The 18576-nt window shown below is 62.0% G+C and carries 17 protein-coding genes; 16 read left to right on the top strand and 1 reads right to left on the bottom strand.

What is annotated here, in order from left to right:
- Nucleotides 1-2 precede the first annotated feature (2 nt).
- The 14 genes from FFI94_RS19985 (at nucleotide 3) to secA (ending at nucleotide 15994) form a co-directional block, all read left to right on the top strand.
- Nucleotides 3-929 carry a cation diffusion facilitator family transporter gene (locus FFI94_RS19985; RefSeq protein WP_138869357.1) on the top strand — a complete coding sequence of 309 codons (927 nt, stop codon included), beginning with the start codon at nucleotides 3-5 and terminating at the stop codon, nucleotides 927-929.
- A gap of 51 nt (nucleotides 930-980) precedes the next feature.
- A complete protein-coding gene (locus FFI94_RS19980; RefSeq protein ID WP_138869356.1) occupies nucleotides 981-2474 on the top strand; it encodes an amino acid permease in 1494 nt (497 codons plus the stop codon).
- 110 nt (nucleotides 2475-2584) lie between these two features.
- Nucleotides 2585-3808, top strand: coding sequence for an alkane 1-monooxygenase (locus FFI94_RS19975; protein WP_138869355.1), 1224 nt, complete (start codon nucleotides 2585-2587; stop codon nucleotides 3806-3808).
- Nucleotides 3805-3984 (top strand): rubredoxin, encoded by a 180-nt coding sequence (locus FFI94_RS19970; RefSeq protein WP_138869354.1) that lies wholly within the window; start codon nucleotides 3805-3807, stop codon nucleotides 3982-3984. Before FFI94_RS19975 ends, FFI94_RS19970 begins: the two co-directional genes overlap by 4 nt.
- Nucleotides 3985-3987: 3 nt before the next feature.
- Nucleotides 3988-4170 (top strand): rubredoxin, encoded by a 183-nt coding sequence (locus FFI94_RS19965; RefSeq protein ID WP_033231503.1) that lies wholly within the window; start codon nucleotides 3988-3990, stop codon nucleotides 4168-4170.
- A 34-nt stretch (nucleotides 4171-4204) separates the two neighbouring features.
- Entirely contained in the window at nucleotides 4205-4825 is a 621-nt protein-coding gene (locus FFI94_RS19960; RefSeq protein WP_138869353.1) for a TetR family transcriptional regulator, read from the top strand.
- 87 nt (nucleotides 4826-4912) lie between these two features.
- Nucleotides 4913-6391, top strand: coding sequence for an adenosylhomocysteinase (ahcY, locus tag FFI94_RS19955; RefSeq protein ID WP_138869352.1), 1479 nt, complete (start codon nucleotides 4913-4915; stop codon nucleotides 6389-6391).
- Nucleotides 6392-6469: 78 nt separating this feature from the next.
- Nucleotides 6470-7111, top strand: coding sequence for a dTMP kinase (locus FFI94_RS19950; RefSeq protein ID WP_138869351.1), 642 nt, complete (start codon nucleotides 6470-6472; stop codon nucleotides 7109-7111).
- Nucleotides 7112-7226: 115 nt separating this feature from the next.
- Nucleotides 7227-7904, top strand: a complete 678-nt coding sequence (gene mtrA / locus FFI94_RS19945) for an MtrAB system response regulator MtrA (protein WP_138869350.1) — start codon at nucleotides 7227-7229, stop codon at nucleotides 7902-7904.
- Nucleotides 7901-9640, top strand: a complete 1740-nt coding sequence (gene mtrB / locus FFI94_RS19940) for an MtrAB system histidine kinase MtrB (RefSeq protein WP_185993262.1) — start codon at nucleotides 7901-7903, stop codon at nucleotides 9638-9640. Before mtrA ends, mtrB begins: the two co-directional genes overlap by 4 nt.
- Nucleotides 9640-11412 (top strand): MtrAB system accessory lipoprotein LpqB, encoded by a 1773-nt coding sequence (gene lpqB, locus FFI94_RS19935; protein ID WP_138873302.1) that lies wholly within the window; start codon nucleotides 9640-9642, stop codon nucleotides 11410-11412. Before mtrB ends, lpqB begins: the two co-directional genes overlap by 1 nt.
- A gap of 55 nt (nucleotides 11413-11467) precedes the next feature.
- Nucleotides 11468-12169, top strand: coding sequence for a ComF family protein (locus FFI94_RS19930; RefSeq protein ID WP_138869349.1), 702 nt, complete (start codon nucleotides 11468-11470; stop codon nucleotides 12167-12169).
- A 173-nt stretch (nucleotides 12170-12342) separates the two neighbouring features.
- Nucleotides 12343-13023 carry a ribosome hibernation-promoting factor, HPF/YfiA family gene (gene hpf / locus FFI94_RS19925; protein ID WP_138869348.1) on the top strand — a complete coding sequence of 227 codons (681 nt, stop codon included), beginning with the start codon at nucleotides 12343-12345 and terminating at the stop codon, nucleotides 13021-13023.
- Between the two features lie 133 nt (nucleotides 13024-13156).
- Nucleotides 13157-15994, top strand: a complete 2838-nt coding sequence (gene secA, locus FFI94_RS19920; RefSeq protein ID WP_138869347.1) for a preprotein translocase subunit SecA — start codon at nucleotides 13157-13159, stop codon at nucleotides 15992-15994.
- A 26-nt stretch (nucleotides 15995-16020) separates the two neighbouring features.
- Here secA and FFI94_RS19915 read toward each other — a convergent pair whose 3' ends face one another.
- Entirely contained in the window at nucleotides 16021-16557 is a 537-nt protein-coding gene (locus tag FFI94_RS19915; RefSeq protein WP_138869346.1) for an Rv3235 family protein, read from the bottom strand.
- A 126-nt stretch (nucleotides 16558-16683) separates the two neighbouring features.
- On the opposite strand from FFI94_RS19915, the gene FFI94_RS19910 reads away from it, so the two are divergent.
- Nucleotides 16684-17148, top strand: coding sequence for an HAD-IA family hydrolase (locus FFI94_RS19910; protein ID WP_138869345.1), 465 nt, complete (start codon nucleotides 16684-16686; stop codon nucleotides 17146-17148).
- On the top strand, nucleotides 17142-18551 hold the full coding sequence (locus tag FFI94_RS19905) for a wax ester/triacylglycerol synthase family O-acyltransferase (RefSeq protein ID WP_138869344.1): 1410 nt from the start codon (nucleotides 17142-17144) through the stop codon (nucleotides 18549-18551). Before FFI94_RS19910 ends, FFI94_RS19905 begins: the two co-directional genes overlap by 7 nt.
- The last annotated feature ends 25 nt before the right edge of the window (nucleotides 18552-18576 follow it).

Raw genomic sequence — 18576 nt, 5'->3', positions numbered from 1 at the left:
TCGTGTCGGCAGAGGGCGGAAAGAAAGCAATCCTGGCCGCATTGGGAGCCAATGCCGGAATTGCCGTAGCTAAATTTGCTGGATTCTTGATCACCGGGTCGTCGTCGATGCTCGCCGAGTCGGTGCACTCGGTGGCCGACACCTCCAATCAGGGACTGCTACTACTCGGACAGAAGAAGGCCGAGAAGGAAGCCGACCAACTGCACCCGTTCGGATACGGGCGCAATCGCTACTTCTACTCGTTCGTGGTTGCTCTGGTGCTCTTCACCCTGGGTTCGCTGTTCGCGATCTACGAGGGCATTCACAAGATTCAACATCCGGAGGAACTCAACTCGCCCTTCGTGGCCATTGCGATTCTGGTCATCGCCATGTGCTTGGAAGGGTTCAGTTTCTTCACCGCGATGAAGGAATCGCGTCCACTGAAGGGAAACGCGTCGTGGTGGTCGTTCATCCGTACGTCGCGCAGTCCTGAACTGCCGGTAGTCCTCCTCGAGGACACCGGCGCACTGATCGGACTGGTACTGGCACTGGGCGGCGTCGGCCTGACGATGGTGACCGGCAATCCGGTGTTCGACGGCATCGGCACCCTGTGCATCGGCGTGCTGCTCGGCATCATCGCGATAGTCCTGATCGTCGAAATGCAATCCCTGTTGATCGGGGAAGGCGCGACCAGCGCCGAAACCGATCTGATCCTGGCCGCGTTGGTCGACGGAACCCGCATCGAACGAGTCATCCATTGCAAGACCCAGTACCTCGGTCCCGAGGAGATTCTGGTTGCGGCCAAGGTTGCCGTGCCGTTCGGTTCGACCATCTCGGATGTCGCGACCGCAATCGACGAGGCGGAAGCGCGTGTGCGTGCTGCTGTTCCGGCGGCACGCGTGATCTACCTCGAACCTGATCTGGACAAACTGGTCACTCGCAAACCCTGAACAAAGCCTCTCGCACAGGCTTAGGCTGATGCCATCTCTAAGGAGGCGGCAGTGGCGATCAAGGACGAGGCCGGATCCGGTCGTTCCAAGTTGTTCCGAACCAAATCGATAGAGCAGTCCATCAAGGACACCGACGAACCGGAGACGAAACTCCGAAAAGATCTGAACTCCTGGGATCTCACCGTATTCGGTGTTGCGGTGGTCATCGGCGCAGGAATCTTCACACTCACGGCTCGGACGGCAGGCAATGTCGCCGGGCCGTCTGTGTCCCTGGCCTTTGTCATCGCCGCGATCGCCTGCGGCCTGGCGGCGCTCTGTTACGCAGAATTCGCGTCGACGGTTCCTGTCGCGGGAAGCGCGTACACCTTCTCGTACGCAACGTTCGGCGAGTTCGTCGCCTGGATCATCGGCTGGGACCTCATCCTCGAATTCGCGTTGGCGTCATCGGTGGTGGCAAAAGGGTGGTCGCTGTATCTCGGCGAGGTGATGGGCTCACGGAGTCCGATCGTCGAACTCGGGCCGATCTCCTTCGACTGGGGCGCCGTGCTGATCATCGTGGTCATCACGGTGTTGCTGGTGACCGGAACCAAGCTCTCCTCACGGGTGTCGCTGGTGATCACGTCGATCAAGGTGGCCGTGGTGCTGCTCGTGATCATCGTCGGCATGTTCTACATCGACACCGACAACTACACGCCGTACATTCCGCCGTCGCAGCCCGGTAGCACCGGCGAGGGCATCCATCAGTCGCTGTTCTCGTACGTCACCGGCGCCGGCGGCAGCACGTTCGGGTGGTACGGACTCCTGGCGGCAGCGAGCCTGGTGTTCTTCGCGTTCATCGGATTCGACGTCGTCGCCACCACCGCGGAGGAAACGAAGGAACCGCAGAAGGCCCTGCCGCGTGGAATTCTCGGCTCACTCCTCATCGTCACCGTGCTGTACGTGGCGGTGACGCTGGTACTCACGGGGATGGTGAACTACCGCGAACTCGAAGGCGACACGTCCAATCTGGCAACGGCATTCGCGTTCCACGACATCACGTGGGCAAAGAACGTGATCTCGTTCGGTGCCCTCGCCGGACTCACAACCGTAGTCATGGTGTTGATGCTGGGGCAGACCCGTGTGCTTTTTGCGATGGCCCGCGACGGTTTGATGCCGCGTCGGTTGGCGCCGACCGGAAAGCATGGGACTCCGGTCAGGATCACCGTGCTTGTCGGTGTGGTGGTTGCCGTACTGGCCGGCGTTTTTCCGATCGGCACGCTCGAGGAAATGGTGAACATCGGAACGTTGTTCGCGTTTGTCCTCGTCTCGATCGGAGTGATTGTTCTGCGCAGGACCCGTCCGGACCTGCCCCGCGGATTCCGAGTTCCGTGGGTTCCGGTTGTTCCGATTCTTGCGGTGCTGGCGTGCGTGTGGCTCATGTTCAATCTGTCGGTGGAGACCTGGTTGCGGTTTGTCGTCTGGATGGCGATCGGCGTAGTCATCTACTTCGCGTACAGCCGTCGCCATTCGTTGATCGGAAAGCGCGAGCGCGGCGAAATCGAATGAGTGTACAAATTTCAGTATTTGTATAGTTTTTTTACAACATAGCCAGTATTGTCTACTTCAGAGTGAAGTGACTCACAGTCGTGGGTCGTTCCGGATGGAGGAGGCACGCAGTGTCGACACACGTGGGCGCACAATCCGATCAGATATCGGGGGAGTGGCGCGACAAGAAACGGCATCTCTGGCTGCTCGGCCTGGTTCCCCCGGTCGCGATTTTCATAGCAGTGGGAATGGTGGCTCTGTTCAACAACATCGGTCTCGGCGCGGTCTCGCCGGTGTGGTGGTGGATCGGACCGCTGCTGGTGTACGTGCTGCTGCCGATCCTCGATATCTTCTTCGGGCCGGATGGCGAGAACCCGCCGGACGACGTCATGGAAAGGCTCGAGAACGACAAGTACTACCGCTACTGCACGTACATCTACATTCCGTTCCAGCTGGTCAGCCTTGTCATGGCCTGCTACCTGTGGTCGGCGACGGACCTCTCGTGGCTCGGTATCGACGGCGGACTCGGATTGGTATCGAAGATCGGTGTGGCAATCACCGTCGGATGCGTTGCGGGCATCGGAATCAACACGGCGCACGAACTCGGCCACAAGAAAGACGATCTCGAACGATGGCTGTCCAAGATCACCCTGGCGCAGTCCTTCTACGGTCACTTCTACATCGAGCACAATCGCGGTCATCACGTCCGGGTGGCAACTCCGGAGGATCCCGCGTCCTCTCGATTCGGTGAGAGCTTCTGGGCCTTCTTGCCGCGCAGTGTGTGGGGATCCCTGCGATCGTCATGGGAACTCGAAAAGTCGCGGCTGGATCGATTGGGTAAGAAGCCGTGGACAATTCGCAACGACGTCCTGCATTCGTGGTTGATGTCGGTAGTGCTGTTCGCTGTGCTCACCGCAGTGTTCGGGCTGTCGATTCTGCCGTTCCTGTTCCTGCAGGCGGTCTTCGGCTTCTGCCTGCTCGAGACGGTCAACTATCTCGAGCATTACGGACTGAAGCGGACGAAGTTGGCCAGCGGCCGATACGAGCGTGCCGCTCCGGCACACAGCTGGAACAGTGATCACATCTGCACCAACATCTTCCTGTATCACCTGCAGCGTCACAGTGATCATCACGCCAACCCCACGCGCCGCTATCAGACGCTCCGCAGCATGGATGGTGCACCGAATCTTCCGAGTGGGTATGCCAGCATGATCATGCTGGCCTACGTACCACCGCTGTGGCGAAAAGTAATGGACCCCAAGGTCATTGCTCACTATGACGGTGATATCACCCGCGTCAATATCCAGCCGGCCAAGCGCGAGAAGATCCTCGCGCGGTACGGAGCGAGCGCATGAGTGCCTACAAATGCCCAGTGTGTGAGTACGTCTACGACGAGGTGAAGGGCGCTCCGCGAGAAGGGTTTCCGGCAGGAACGCCGTGGGAAGCGGTCCACGACGACTGGTGCTGTCCGGATTGTGGCGTTCGAGAAAAATTGGACTTCGAAGCTGTTCCGGCAATGACAGGGGAGTGAATCATGAACGACTACAAGCTGTATCAGTGCGCGCAGTGCGGATTCGAGTACGACGAGGCGCAAGGCTGGCCCGACGACGGCATCGAGCCGGGCACTCGCTGGGACGATATTCCGGACGACTGGAGTTGCCCGGATTGCGGCGCGGCGAAAAGTGATTTCTTCATGGTGGAGATCGAACGGGCCTGAGTGGGTCGGCGGGTGCGGCGGTAGTCTCGTGACCATGATGTCGACGCCCACCCGCCTGTCGCAGAAAGAGGCGTCGCGATTGCTGCTGCGCGGGGCGGTGCTCGATTCGATGCGCGAATTGCTGACCGAGCGCGACTGGTCCGAGGTGAGTCTGACCGTTCTGGCCAAGCACGCGGGTGTCAGCCGGCAGACGCTCTACAACGAGTTCGGTTCGCGGCAAGGCCTGGCGCAGGCGTACGCACTGCGGCTGGCGGACGGGTTTGTCGACGCTGTGGACGACGCCGTTGCGGCAAACGAGGGACGCAGTGTCGATGCCCTGATGTCAGGGTTCGGGGCGTTTTTTGCCTCGAGTGCGATGGATCCATTGGTGCATTCGCTCCTGACGGGGGAGGCGAAACCCGATTTGTTGCGTTTGATCACAACGGACAGTGCCGTGATCATCGACCGGGCATCGACCCGGTTGTCGGAGAGCTTTCAGCGTGGATGGATTCAGGCGTCGGCCCAGGACGCGGGCATCCTGGCCAGGGCAATTGCGAGACTGGGGCTCAGTTACATCTCGATGCCGCCCGAGTCGGGGGCGTCGGTCGCGGAGGATCTTGGTGCGCTGCTCGGACCGTTCATCGATGTTGCCCGAGGTGCGCGCGGCACGGTATGAGTCTCGCCGTGATCACGGTGATGTCCTACTGCGTGGGTCGAGCGGATAGCCTTGAGTGGAGTATGCACGTCAACCAGGAGAGGGACGATGACGACCTCAGTTTCAACAACACCCGTGGCCGACAACCGTAACGGTGTCGACTTCAAAGTTGCAGATCTTTCGCTCGCGGAATTCGGTCGCAAGGAAATTCGACTCGCCGAGCACGAGATGCCGGGTCTCATGGCACTTCGCCGTGAATATGCAGAGGTCTTGCCGCTCAAGGGCGCTCGCGTTTCCGGTTCGCTCCACATGACCATTCAGACTGCGGTGCTGATCGAGACGCTGACCGCGCTCGGCGCCGAGGTCCGCTGGGCTTCATGCAACATCTTCTCCACGCAGGATCACGCTGCCGCGGCTATCGTCGTCGGTCCGCACGGCACCCCGGAAGAGCCCAAGGGCGTTCCGGTTTTCGCCTGGAAGGGTGAAACCCTCGAAGAGTACTGGTGGGCAGCCGAGCAGATGCTGACCTGGCCGGGTGAGCCTGCCAACATGATTCTCGACGATGGCGGCGACGCCACCATGCTGGTGCTCAAGGGCGCACAGTTCGAGAAGGCCGGCGTCGTCCCGCCGACGGACGACGACCAGGATTCCGACGAGTACAAGGTCTTCCTTGCACTTCTGCGTCAGTCCCTCGAGTCCGACAAGGGAAAGTGGACGGCAATCGCCGAGTCCGTCCAGGGCGTCACCGAGGAGACCACCACGGGCGTTCTGCGCCTGTACCAGGTTGCCGCTGCCGGTGAACTCACGTTCCCCGCTATCAACGTCAACGACTCGGTCACCAAGAGCAAGTTCGACAACAAGTACGGCACGCGCCACTCGCTGCTCGACGGCATCAACCGCGGCACCGACGTTCTGATCGGCGGCAAGGCTGCGCTGGTCTGCGGTTACGGAGACGTCGGCAAGGGTTGTGCCGAGGCACTTCGCGGCCAGGGCGCTCGCGTCGCGGTCACCGAGGTCGACCCGATCAACGCCCTTCAGGCACTGATGGACGGCTTCGAGGTCAAGACCGTCGAGCAGGCCATCGGCTGGGCCGACATCGTGATCACGTCCACCGGTAACAAGGACATCATCACGTTCGAGCACATGAAGGCCATGAAGCACCAGGCCATCCTGGGCAACATCGGTCACTTCGACAACGAGATCGACATGGCCGGCCTCGAGAAGTCGGGCGACGTCACGCGGATCAACATCAAGCCGCAGGTCGACGAATTCACGTTCGCCGACGGTCACTCGATCATCGTGCTGTCCGAGGGTCGTCTGCTCAACCTCGGCAACGCGACGGGCCACCCGTCGTTCGTGATGAGCAACAGCTTCTCCAACCAGGTCATCGCGCAGATCGAACTGTGGACCAAGCCGGAGGAGTACGACAACGAGGTTTACCGCCTCCCGAAGCACCTCGACGAGAAGGTCGCGAAGATCCACGTCGAGGCACTCGGTGGCACGCTGACCAAGCTCACCAAGGAGCAGGCAGAGTACATCGGCGTCGACGTCGAAGGCCCGTACAAGCCCGAGCACTACCGCTACTGAGCTGTTTCGGTTCGGTCGTCACCAGCTCTCACCGTCCCCCGGTCCGCGTCTGCGGGCTGGGGGATAGGCTTGTCAGCCGTGGGAGTACTCGTGGCGTTGGAAGGGCTCGACGGAGCCGGCAAGCGGACGTTGATCGGCAAGGTCGTCGACGAACTCGAGCGGAGCGGTACTTCGATCGCCACACTCGATTTTCCCCGCTACGGTCAGTCGATCCATGCGGACCTTGCCGCAGAGGCGCTCAAGGGTGCTCACGGCGACCTCGCCGCTTCGGTGAACGCGATGGCGGTGCTGTTCGCTCTTGATCGGGCCGGCGCTTCGTCGCAGATCTCGGAAATGTTGAGCGCCAACGACATTGTCCTACTCGATCGCTACGTTGCGTCCAATGCCGCGTACAACGCGGCGCGCGTGCATCAGGGCGTCGACGGCGAGATGGTGGCGTGGGTTCGCGATCTGGAACTGAGTCGCCTCGGCCTCCCGGTACCTGATCTCCAGATGTACCTCGACGTACCGATCGCGCTCGCGAACGAGCGTGCTCGCAGTCGTGAGGTGGAAGATTCGACTCGCGAGCGTGATGCTTACGAGCGCGACGGAGACCTGCAGATCCGAACCGGCGAACTGTACTCACAGCTGGCGGCAACCGAGTGGGTGTCGCCGTGGTGGGTCATTGGTCCCGATACGGACCCGTCGGATCTTGCCCGCAAACTGGCCGATTTCGCGTGATGCGTCACGATGACGACCCGATTCGGAAGTTTCCGGCACAGTAGAGGGAACACGCGGCACGCCGCACAGTCACGTAACGGTCTTAATTACGACTCGAAGATGCAACGATAGGGATATGAAACCAAGGATTCTGGTTGTCGACGACGACACGGCACTCGCCGAGATGCTCACGATCGTACTGCGGGGTGAGGGTTTTGATCCCTACGTGGTAGGCGACGGAACTCTTGCACTTGCGGCAGTGCGCGAGACTCGGCCCGACCTAGTCCTGCTCGACCTGATGCTGCCCGGCATGAACGGCATCGACGTATGTCGGGTCCTGCGTGCGGATTCCGGCGTTCCCATCGTGATGCTGACTGCAAAGACCGACACCGTGGACGTTGGCCTCGGCCTCGAGTCCGGCGCGGACGACTACATCATGAAGCCGTTCAAGCCCAAGGAACTGGTCGCCCGGGTTCGCGCTCGACTGCGTCGCACCGAGGAAGAACCGGCAGAACTGCTGAGTATTGCCGACATCGTGATCGACGTGCCGGCGCACAAGGTCAGTCGCGGCGGCGAGCAGATTTCGCTCACCCCGCTCGAATTCGATCTCCTCGTTGCTCTTGCGCGTAAGCCCCGACAGGTGTTCACCCGTGAGGTGCTCCTGGAACAGGTGTGGGGTTACCGCCACGCTGCTGACACCCGCCTGGTCAACGTCCACGTCCAGCGTCTGCGCGCCAAGGTCGAAACCGATCCCGAGAATCCCGAAGTGGTTTTGACGGTGAGGGGTGTCGGCTACAAGGCCGGACCGCCGTGACCGGTGGCGTTTCTCGTTGGCGTCGCCGCCTCAATCGGTGGCTGACGCCTTTTCTGCGGTGGTGCCACTCACTGAGCAACACCCTCGCCCACACCTGGCGACGATCGCTGCAACTGCGGGTTGTCGTCTCGACGCTGTCGTTGTCGTTGATCGTGATCGTGATTCTCGGTGTTGTGCTCACGAGCCAGATCACCGACCGACTGCTCGAAGCGAAAATCACCGCCGCCACGGAGGAGATGGATCGCGCCAGAGGCGTCGTCGAAGATCAACTGGCCGGAGTCGACGGCAGTGCAGCGCTCAAAGACCAACTCGAGAGTGCGGCGTCAAGCTTGACGAGCCGCAATCAATCGGGCGGTCAAGCATCGGGTTCCGCGGGCACTTTCGATCCCGCGCTGATCGTCGAGCAAGACGGGCCCCGAGATCCGGTATATGCCGGACCGGCGGACCAGATCCCCGAAAACTTGCGTGAGTTCGTTCACAACGGCCAGATCGCTTACCAGTTCGCGACGGTCTCGGATCCGGAAGGCTACTCCGGTCCGGCCTTGATCATCGGCAGTCCCACAGCGTCGTCGATCTCGGGCCTCGAGTTGTATCTCGTGTTCCCGCTCGCCAGCGAGGATCGCAGCCTGTCGCTGGTCCGCAGCACCCTGTTGATCGGTGGCGCCGTCCTGCTGGTCCTGTTGGCCGCGATCTCGCTGCTCGTCGCGCGGCAGGTAGTGCTGCCGATCCGATCCGCGTCGAGGATCGCCGTGCGCTTCGCCGACGGCCGACTCAAGGAACGCATGCCGGTTCGCGGCGAGGACGACATGGCTCGTCTCGCAATGTCTTTCAACGAAATGGCCGAGAGCCTCTCGAAGCAGATCACCCAGCTGGAGGAATTCGGCAATCTGCAGAAACGCTTCACGTCCGATGTCAGCCACGAACTGCGCACCCCGCTCACTACGGTGCGAATGGCCGCGGACCTCATCCACGACGGCAGCGAGAGCCTCGATCCGATACTCCGACGCTCGTCGGAACTGCTTGTCGCCGAACTCGACCGATTCGAAGGTCTGCTGGCCGATCTGCTCGAGATTTCCCGGCACGACGCCGGCGTTGCGGAACTGGCGTCCGAGCAACTCGACGTCAGGATGTGTGCGCGCGCCGCGGTGTCCACTGTTCGCCACCTCGCCCGTGAATCCGGTACCGAATTGATAGTCGACATGCCAGACGATCCGGTCATCGCCGACGTCGATCCACGCCGAGTCGAACGGGTCCTGCGGAACCTCCTCGCCAACGCCATAGATCACGGGGAAGGTAAACCCATCCTGCTGCGCCTGCGAGCCGACGACGACGCTCTGGCCTTCATCGTTCGAGACAGTGGCGTCGGACTGCGTCCCGGCGAGGAGAAACTTGTGTTCAACCGTTTCTGGCGATCCGATCCGTCGCGGGTCCGTCGTAGCGGCGGCACGGGTCTGGGCTTGGCGATCAGCGTCGAGGACGCCAATCTGCACGACGGCAAACTCGAAGCCTGGGGTGAGCCAGGTGTCGGGGCGTGCTTCCGTCTGACATTGCCGCGAGTGCGCGGCAAGAAGCTGGTGTCCAGCCCGCTTCCGCTCAAGCCGACGACGGCCAAGTTCGTACGCACCCCGTCGAACGCGGACATCGTCGCCGAAGAGGTCGGGGAGGTCACGTCGTCGATTCCGACGCCGCACGACACCGAATCACGAACCGGCTCGCAAGGAGGTGAGCGTTCGTGATGCAGCGATATCGCCGTGGTCTGTTGGCGCTGGGGCTGAGCGCGGTGCTCCTGACCGGCGCGTGTGCGAGTCTGCCGGCATCGTCGTCGCCGCAGGCGATCGGGACACTTGCCACTGCGGCACCGGGAACTCCCGTCTCGCCGCCGGCCTCGGGCCGTGAGCCCGATTTGTTGTTGCGGGACTTCGTGAAAGCGAACACCGAACCCGCGAACCGGCACCTGGCGGCCCGGCAGTACCTGACCCCCGAGATGTCCGCGAAATGGGACGACGCGGCGACGGCGATCATTGTCGACAAGGTCGACACACTGTCCGAATCGCGAACAGATCAGGAAGCGGTCTACACGATTCGCGTGAACAAGGTCGGGCGGCTCGAGCCCGGGGGAATTTACGTTCCCGAAGACGGCAGTTACGAAGCCAAGATGACGTTGACTCTGGTCGACGGTGAGTGGCGGATCAACGATCTTCCTTCGGGTGTGATCATGGAGCGTCCGGCGTTCCTCGGTGCGTATCAACGGAAGTCGTTGTTCTTCCCGGATCCCAGCGGTCAGACCATGGTTCCGGATCTGCGGTGGATATCGGGCTCCCAGGACCAGGTGACCGCTCAGTTGGTCGGCCTGTTGATCGAGGGGCCCAAGGAGGCGCTCGCGTCGGCTGTCCGCAACGAACTGGGCACGGGTGTCTCGGTGATCGGGCCCATCACGAAGGCCGACGGTCGATCCGGTCAGGTAGGTGTCGGTCTCGGCGGCGTCCGCATCGATTTCCGGATCGATCAGTCGATGGACCCCGAAACTCGCGGATTGTTTGCCGCGCAGATCATCTGGACATTGGCCAGCGCTGACGTCGCCGGACCCTACGTACTGCTGGTGGACGGGGCGCCCCTCGATGCTGCACATCCGGAAGGCTGGACAACTGCCGACGTCGCGTCCACGAATCCGTTGGCGACGACAGGTGCGACAGTCGGATTGCACGCCCTTCGTGACGGTTCACTGGTCAGTGTCGGCGAACAGGGCGTGACTCCGGTTCCCGGATTTGCCGGCACTGCCGGCAATCTTGCATCCGTTGCGCTCTCTCGCGACGGCAAGGCCGTAGCCGCAGTGGCGGATACCGCGAATCCTGATCCTGCAAAAAGGTTTTCGTTGTCGCTGGGCACCTATGCCGAAGGTGCTGTTCCGGTACTCGACGCGCCGGTGATCACCCGGCCGACGTGGGAACTCGACAACAACACCATTTGGGCGGCGGTCAACGGCAACACCGTCGTGCGCGTGGTTCGAGAGCCCACCAGCGGCCGGGTATCGGTCATGAACGTGGACGTGGGCGCATTGATCCCCATGGGATCGAACATCACCGAACTGCGCCTGTCCCGTGACGGAGTTCGAGCGGCGATGATCATCGACGGCAAGGTGTATCTGGCGATCGTGGTCCGCCTGCCCAGCGGAGTTTTCGCTTTGACCAATCCACGGGCTGTGGCTCCGGGATTGGGGAGCACGGCGCTCTCACTCGACTGGAGTAACAGCGACACCATCGTGATCGCACGCAACAACTCCGATGTCCCGGTTGTGCAAGTCGCGATCGACGGCTCTCGAATGGACTCGTTGCCCCGGGGCAATCTGACGGCGCCCGTGGTGTCCGTCGACGCGTCGCCGACCACCGAGTACGTTGCCGACGCCCGGGCGGTTTTCCAGTTGAACAACAACGATCCCGCGGGCGACAGGTTGTGGCGTGAGGTGCCTGGATTGACGGGGCAGAAGGCGATTCCGGTACTGCCAGGCTGAGGAATCCGGCGGTGCACGAGGGTTGCTGTCGGTGGGCCTCTGCACACTGACGGGTATGGGGGTCGGTGGATTTCGGACATGGAGCGGTCTCGGGGGAGCAGCGCTCGATCTGGTGTTGCCGCGTGAGTGCGGGGGATGCGGACGGATCGGCGTGCGCTGGTGTGAGGAGTGCGCCGCCACGCTTCGCGACCATCCGATCCGCCTCACACCTCGAGTCGATCCCGGCGCGCCGGCCTGGGCGCTCGGTCCATACAGTGGCCCCAGACGGCGCAGCGTGATCGAGATCAAGGAGCGGGGCCGACGCGACCTCGCTGAGCCACTGGGAGACGCTGTGGCCGAAGCGCTGACGCATCTGGTCCGGTGGGGTGAGCTCCACCATCCGACGCGTCGGCCTTTGGTCCTGATCCCGGCCCCGTCCCGTTCGCGCGCCGCCCGTTCACGCGGCGGTGATCCGGTCCGCCGCATTGCTCGTGCGGCCCGCGAGGTCCTGCCGACGCACTGTGTCGAAGTTCATTCGGCATTGGCCATGACACGTGGCGTCCGCGATTCCGTCGGCTTGTCCGCCGCTGCTCGGGCCACCAATGTGGCCGAGAAGATCGCGGTGACACGCGCGGGGGTCGGATTGGTGAATCGTCACGTCGACGTGGTACTACTCGACGACGTTCTGACGACGGGAGCGACTGCGGCAGAATCGATTCGGGCGCTCGCGAGGATTGGAATCCGGACAAATCTCGTGCTCGTGATCGCTGGCGTGTGAATGAATTTCCGGCTAACAGTGGCACTCGCGCGGATTACGTACTAGCGTCGGCGGCACACCCGAAAACAGGTGGGAGGTGGTACTTCAATCCTGATGCCGGGCGGATCCCCTCTCGGTATTGAAGAACTTGCCGCCGCTCAATCATTGAGCGGGGCCGTAATTGGGAGGTACGAGTGACGACCCCTTCGCAAGCCTCGTTTTTCATCGAGGACGCCACCACCGAGCGTTCCGCGCAATCCGCTGTTCCGAGGTCCGACATCGTCGTCAAGGGACGCAATGTCGAGATACCCGATCACTTCCGAGTTTATGTTTCGGACAAGCTGGCGCGATTGGAACACTTCGACCCCTCCATATTCCACTTCGATGTGGAACTTCAGCACGAACGCAATCGACGTCAGTCCAAGAATTGCCAGCGAGTCGAGATCACTGCCCGCGGCAAAGGGCCGGTAGCGCGAGCAGAAGCCGCCGCGGACAGCTTCTACGCTGCATTCGAATCGGTGATCGACAAACTCGAGAGCCGCCTCCGTCGAACCAAGGACCGCAAGAAGGTCCATTACGGTGACAAGCGACCGCTGTCCGTCGCCGAGGCAACCGCCTCGCTCGTCGACGCAGACTCACTCGGTGTCGCACCCGATATTTCTCTGAACGGCCAAGAGCCGGACGAGTACGACGGCCCAGGACGCGTGGTCCGCACGAAGGATCACCCGGCAGAGCCGATGACGATCGACGACGCTCTCTACGAGATGGAACTGGTCGGTCACGACTTCTTCCTCTTCCACGACAAGGAGTCGGACAAGCCGTCCGTCGTCTACCGTCGGCACGCATTCGACTACGGGTTGATCCGCCTGACATGACCGATCTGTAGGTGGGGTTGCCTCGCAACCTCGAGTTAGCGCCTACCATGGAATCCGGCCGGAGTTTTCGGACCCCGGCCGGATTTTTAGTGTGTCACCCATTTGTTGCCGAAGATTGAGGACGAACAAGACTGTGCCGTCGCTGTCGCTATCGAAGCTGCTCCGTGTTGGTGAAGGTCGCATGGTCAAGCGCCTCAAGCACATTGCTGAGCATGTCGAATCACTGTCGCCCGAGGTAGAAGGCCTGACAGACGATCAACTCAAGGCCAAGACCGACGAGTTCCGTGAGCGTTACGCCGCTGGTGAGACGCTGGACGAGCTGCTGCCTGAGGCGTTTTCTGTCGCGCGTGAAGCGTCGTGGCGAGTCATCGACCAGAAGCACTTCCACGTGCAGATCATGGGTGGCGCGGCCCTGCACTTCGGCAATGTCGCGGAGATGAAGACCGGTGAGGGCAAAACCCTGACCTGTGTGTTGCCCGCGTACCTCAACGCCATCGCGGGTGAAGGCGTTCACGTCGTGACAGTCAACGACTACCTGGCCAAGCGTGACTCCGAGTGGATGGGCCGTGTTCACCGTTCGCTCGGTCTCGAGACCAGTGTGATCCTCTCCGGTATGACGCCGGCCGAGCGTCGGGTCGCGTATGCGGCCGACATCACGTACGGCACCAACAACGAGTTCGGGTTCGACTACCTGCGTGACAACATGACGCACTCCCTGGACGATCTGGTCCAGCGTGGACATGCGTTTGCCATCGTGGACGAGGTCGACTCCATCCTGATCGACGAGGCCCGCACGCCGCTGATCATCTCGGGTCCGGCCGACGGCTCCAGCAAGTGGTACAGCGAGTTCGCGCGTATCGCGCCGCTCCTGAAGAAGGACGTCCACTACGAGGTGGACATCCGCAAGCGCACCATCGGTGTTCACGAGGCCGGAGTCGAACTCGTCGAGGATCAGCTCGGAATCGACAATCTGTACGAGGCCGCGAACTCGCCGCTGGTGAGCTACCTGAACAACGCCATCAAGGCAAAAGAGCTCTACACCAAGGACAAGGACTACATCGTCCGCGACGGCGAGGTCATCATCGTCGACGAGTTCACCGGCCGCGTGCTGGTCGGCCGTCGATACAACGAGGGCATGCACCAGGCCATCGAGGCCAAGGAAAAAGTCGAGATCAAGGCTGAGAACCAGACCCTCGCCACGATCACCCTGCAGAACTACTTCCGTCTGTACGAAAAATTGTCCGGCATGACGGGTACCGCCGAGACCGAGGCCGCCGAGCTTCACCAGACCTACACCCTTGGCGTCATTCCGATCCCGACCAACCGCCCCATGATCCGTGTCGACAACGGCGACCTCATCTACAAGACCGAGGAAGCCAAGTTCGACGCCGTGGTCGACGACGTCGTCGAGCGCCACGAGAACGGTCAGCCGGTTCTGATCGGTACCACCAGCGTCGAACGCTCGGAGTACCTGTCCAAGCAGTTCACCAAGCGCGGCGTGGCGCACAACGTCCTCAACGCCAAGTTCCACGAGAAGGAAGCAACCATCATCGCCGAGGCCGGTCGTTCCGGTGCGGTGACGGTCGCCACGAACATGGCCGGCCGCGGTACCGACGTCGTGCTGGGCGGTAACCCGGACATCATCGCCGACATCGCGTTGCGCAAGAACGGCCTCGACCCGGTTACGACGCCGGAAGAGTACGAAGCCGCGTGGGACGACGTCCTGAGCCGGGTGAAGGAAGACGTCAAGGCCGATGCCGACAAGGTTCGCGCAGCCGGCGGCCTGTACGTGTTGGGCACCGAACGCCATGAATCGCGTCGTATCGACAACCAGCTTCGCGGCCGTTCCGGTCGTCAGGGCGACCCGGGAGAATCGCGGTTCTACCTCTCGCTCGGTGACGAGCTCATGCGCCGATTCAACGGTTCCGCGCTCGAATCGATCATGACGCGCCTCAACCTGCCTGACGACGTTCCGATCGAAGCCAAGATGGTCTCCAAGGCCATCAAGAGCGCGCAGACCCAGGTCGAGCAGCAGAACTTCGAGATTCGTAAGAACGTCCTCAAGTACGACGAGGTCATGAATCAGCAGCGCACCGTGATCTACAAGGAACGCCGCCAGATCCTCGAGGGTGAGGACATGGAGGGCCAGGTCGAACAGATGATCACCGACGTCGTCACCGCGTACGTCGACGGCGCGACCGCCGAGGGATACGTCGAGGACTGGGATCTCGAGCAGCTGTGGACGGCACTCAAGACCCTCTACCCGGTGGGCATCGACTACAAGGCTCTCGTGGGCGAAGACGGTGGAATCGCCAGCGACCTCACGCGGGACGAACTGCGCACCGCCCTGCTCGACGACGCGCATGCTGCGTACAAGAAGCGCGAAGCCGAGATCGACGCGATTGCCGGCGAGAACGGAATGCGCGAACTCGAACGCCGGGTATTCCTGTCCGTGCTCGACCGCAAGTGGCGTGAACACCTCTACGAGATGGACTACCTCAAGGAAGGTATCGGCCTGCGTGCCATGGCGCAGCGCGACCCGTTGGTCGAGTACCAGCGCGAGGGCTACGACATGTTCATCGGGATGCTCGAAGGCTTGAAGGAGGAGTCCGTCGGATTCCTCTTCAACCTTCAGGTCGAATCTGCTCCCGCGCAGCCCACTTCGGGTATCTCGGTGACGGCTGGCTCCGCTGCCGCGGCGTCCGCGACCGCACCGAAGCCGCTGCCGACACAGCAAGCTGCTGCTGGCAACACCGGTACGCCGGCTCCATCGGCGTTGCGCGCCAAGGGGCTTGACGACGACGGCCCGTCCAGGCTGACGTACACCGGTCCGGACGAGGACGGGAAGGCAAAGGCCACTCGCGATCCGGCCGTCGACGCGGGGGAGACCGCGTCGCGTCGAGAGCGTCGTGAAGCGGCTCGCACGCAGGCAAAGGGCAACCGCGCACCCAAGTCCAAGCGCAAGCGCTGATTTTTCCACCTACAAAGGCTGGATGGTCACACCACGTGTAGTGCGGTGACCATCCAGCCTTTGTTGTCGGTGTTCTCGATCTTGGCTGCAATCGCGAAGGTTCGTGGGCCGCGTCGAAAGGTCGCGCACACTTCGGCGGCGTGCGGCGAAGTGGTGTTCACATGTGTCCGAGCGGCGCCGAGTCCGCGCGTGGGATCATGTGAAATGGACAGGCGCTGAACAAGTTCCATCACCGTCGGGGACAGTATGGACTTGAGATGTGCGGGACTTCGTCGTTGATCGAGGACTTCGAGGACGAGGCGCAGTGACGTGTTCCAGAAGACATCGGCACCGGGTGCGACCGGTTCGGCCGCGGGCCTGTCTTGTACTGCACTGTGTCCCGATGCTGCACTGTGTCCCGATGTTCCGCTGTGTGGTGTTTTGCGCGCGCTGCCCAGCACTCGTTCGGTTCGGGCAGGTGCTCGCCTGATCATCAGGGAATCGGCCGGCGGTTCGCTCTGCGGCGCCGGTCGGAGAAATCGTTGTGGTGTGTTGTGCACGTCGACGTGTTGGTCGATGGTCATGATGTATCCCCCCGGATATTTTTCAACGCGGATTTCTTTCATCGCTCCCCCGAACGATGGTGAGAAGTATGACACGAACACCCACAGATGTCGCAGAGATCACGGCCGCACCTTAATGTAAATCTCGTGCGGGGACTTCTGTTGGATGTGGGTGGCGTGCTGTTCGGTCCGGGGTCTGACCTGGACGGTCTCAGTGCGGTGGTTCGGCGGGCTCGTAGCGCGGGCATCGTGACGGGCATCGTGAGCAACGATCCCGGCGGATCGGACGCGCAGTGGCTCCGTGATCTCGGCGACGGGGTGTTGGTGGACGACGTCGTGCTCTCCGGTGACGTCGGGATGGCAAAGCCGGATGCCGATATCTATCTTCTGGCCGCGACACGGCTGGGTCTGCGTCCGCAGGACTGCGTGTTCGTGGACGACCTCGAGGAAAATGTTCGAGGCGCCGTCGCCGTCGGCATGGTGGGTGTCCATCACTACGACCCGGCCGGCACGATCGAGGAGTTGTCGATACTGCTCGACCTAGACGGTGCGGACGGTTTGGATGATGCGGCTGGTTTGGACGATCTACCAGCGGGTGAACAATCATGGTGAACAGATTGACGACTCAGGACGCGGCCTTCTACTTTCTCGAAGCCGGTAGTACTCCGATGCATGTCGGTTCGCTGGGGATTTTCCGGCAGCCGGGCACGGGGATCGATCACAACGAATTGCTGCGACTCGTGGAGGAGCGACTCAGCCTGGTGCCGCGGTACCGGCAGAAGGTCCGCGAAGTTGTTCTGGGTCTGGCGCGTCCGGTGTGGGTCGACGATCGAGATTTCGACATCACGTACCACGTCCGCCGGTCGGCGCTACCGAAACCGGGGTCGGCCGAGCAGTTGAACGATCTGATCGCGCGCCTCATTTCCCGGCCGCTGGACAACACTCGGCCCCTATGGGAGATGTACCTCGTGGAGGGTCTGGCCGACGACAGGTTTGCAATCTTCACAAAATCGCATTCGGCTTTGGTCGACGGTGATACCGCACTCGAGATCAGTCAGGTCTTGTTCGACCCGCAAGAGAAGCGTTCGCCCGGTGCGGAAGAGTTGTGGATGCCTGCCCCGCCGCCGAGTGATCTGAATCTGCTCATCGGTGCGCTCGCTGATCTGGTGACGAGTCCGGGTGAGGGTGTTGCCCGGGCGAGGGCCGCGCTGGGCGACGTGACGACGTCGATGACGGAGGCGGTCAGTGCTGTCGGCAAGGTTGCCGCTGTCGTGCGTACGGCCGCGCAGGTAGCCCCTAACAGTCCACTCAATGCGCCGATCTCGCGGAGTCGACGATTGTCCGTCGCAAAGACTCCACTGAACGACTATCGGCGGATCCGGGCGAAGTACGGGTGCGAGATCAACGACGTGATCCTCACGGTGGTCACCGGCGCCTTGCGGAACTGGCTGTTGTCGCGGGGAGAGCCGGTCACCGAGGCGAGCGTTGTCCGCGCGATGGTGCCGATGTCCGTGTACATCGACGGTCCGGACAGCCCGGACGTCGAAGACCCGCAGGCGCCGGGTCACGTGTCGTCGTTCCTGATCGACCTGCCGGTGGGGGAGCCCAATGCCGTCGTCCGGTTGTCGCACGTCGCGCACGCCACGGAGGCCTTTGCGCGTCAGGGCCGTCGGGTGACCGCTCAGACGATGGTGAAGATGTCGGGGTTCGCGCCGGCCACTCTCCACGCGATGAGTGCGCGCGCGGCCAGCAGTCTCTCGCAGCGCATGTTCAATCTCATGATCACCAATGCGCCGGGTCCGCAGTTTCCGCTCTACATCGGTGGTGCGCGGATGGAAGAGATGTATCCGGTCTCGCCGTTGCTGAAGAATCAGACACTCAGTATTGCCTTGACGTCGTATGACGGGAATGTCTACTACGGTTTGAATGCCGACCGTGACGCGATGTCGGATGTCGACGTGGTGCGTTCGTTGCTCTTCGAGTCTCTCGAGGAGTTGACCGACGCCAGTCGGTAAGTGTTTCTCGCGCGTCGTGACAGTC

This window comes from Rhodococcus sp. KBS0724 (genome assembly GCF_005938745.2).
In the GTDB taxonomy this organism is placed as follows: Bacteria; Actinomycetota; Actinomycetes; order Mycobacteriales; family Mycobacteriaceae; genus Rhodococcus_F.
Note: the sequence above shows the minus strand (reverse complement) of the source record. Positions and strands in the feature narration are given on the sequence as shown.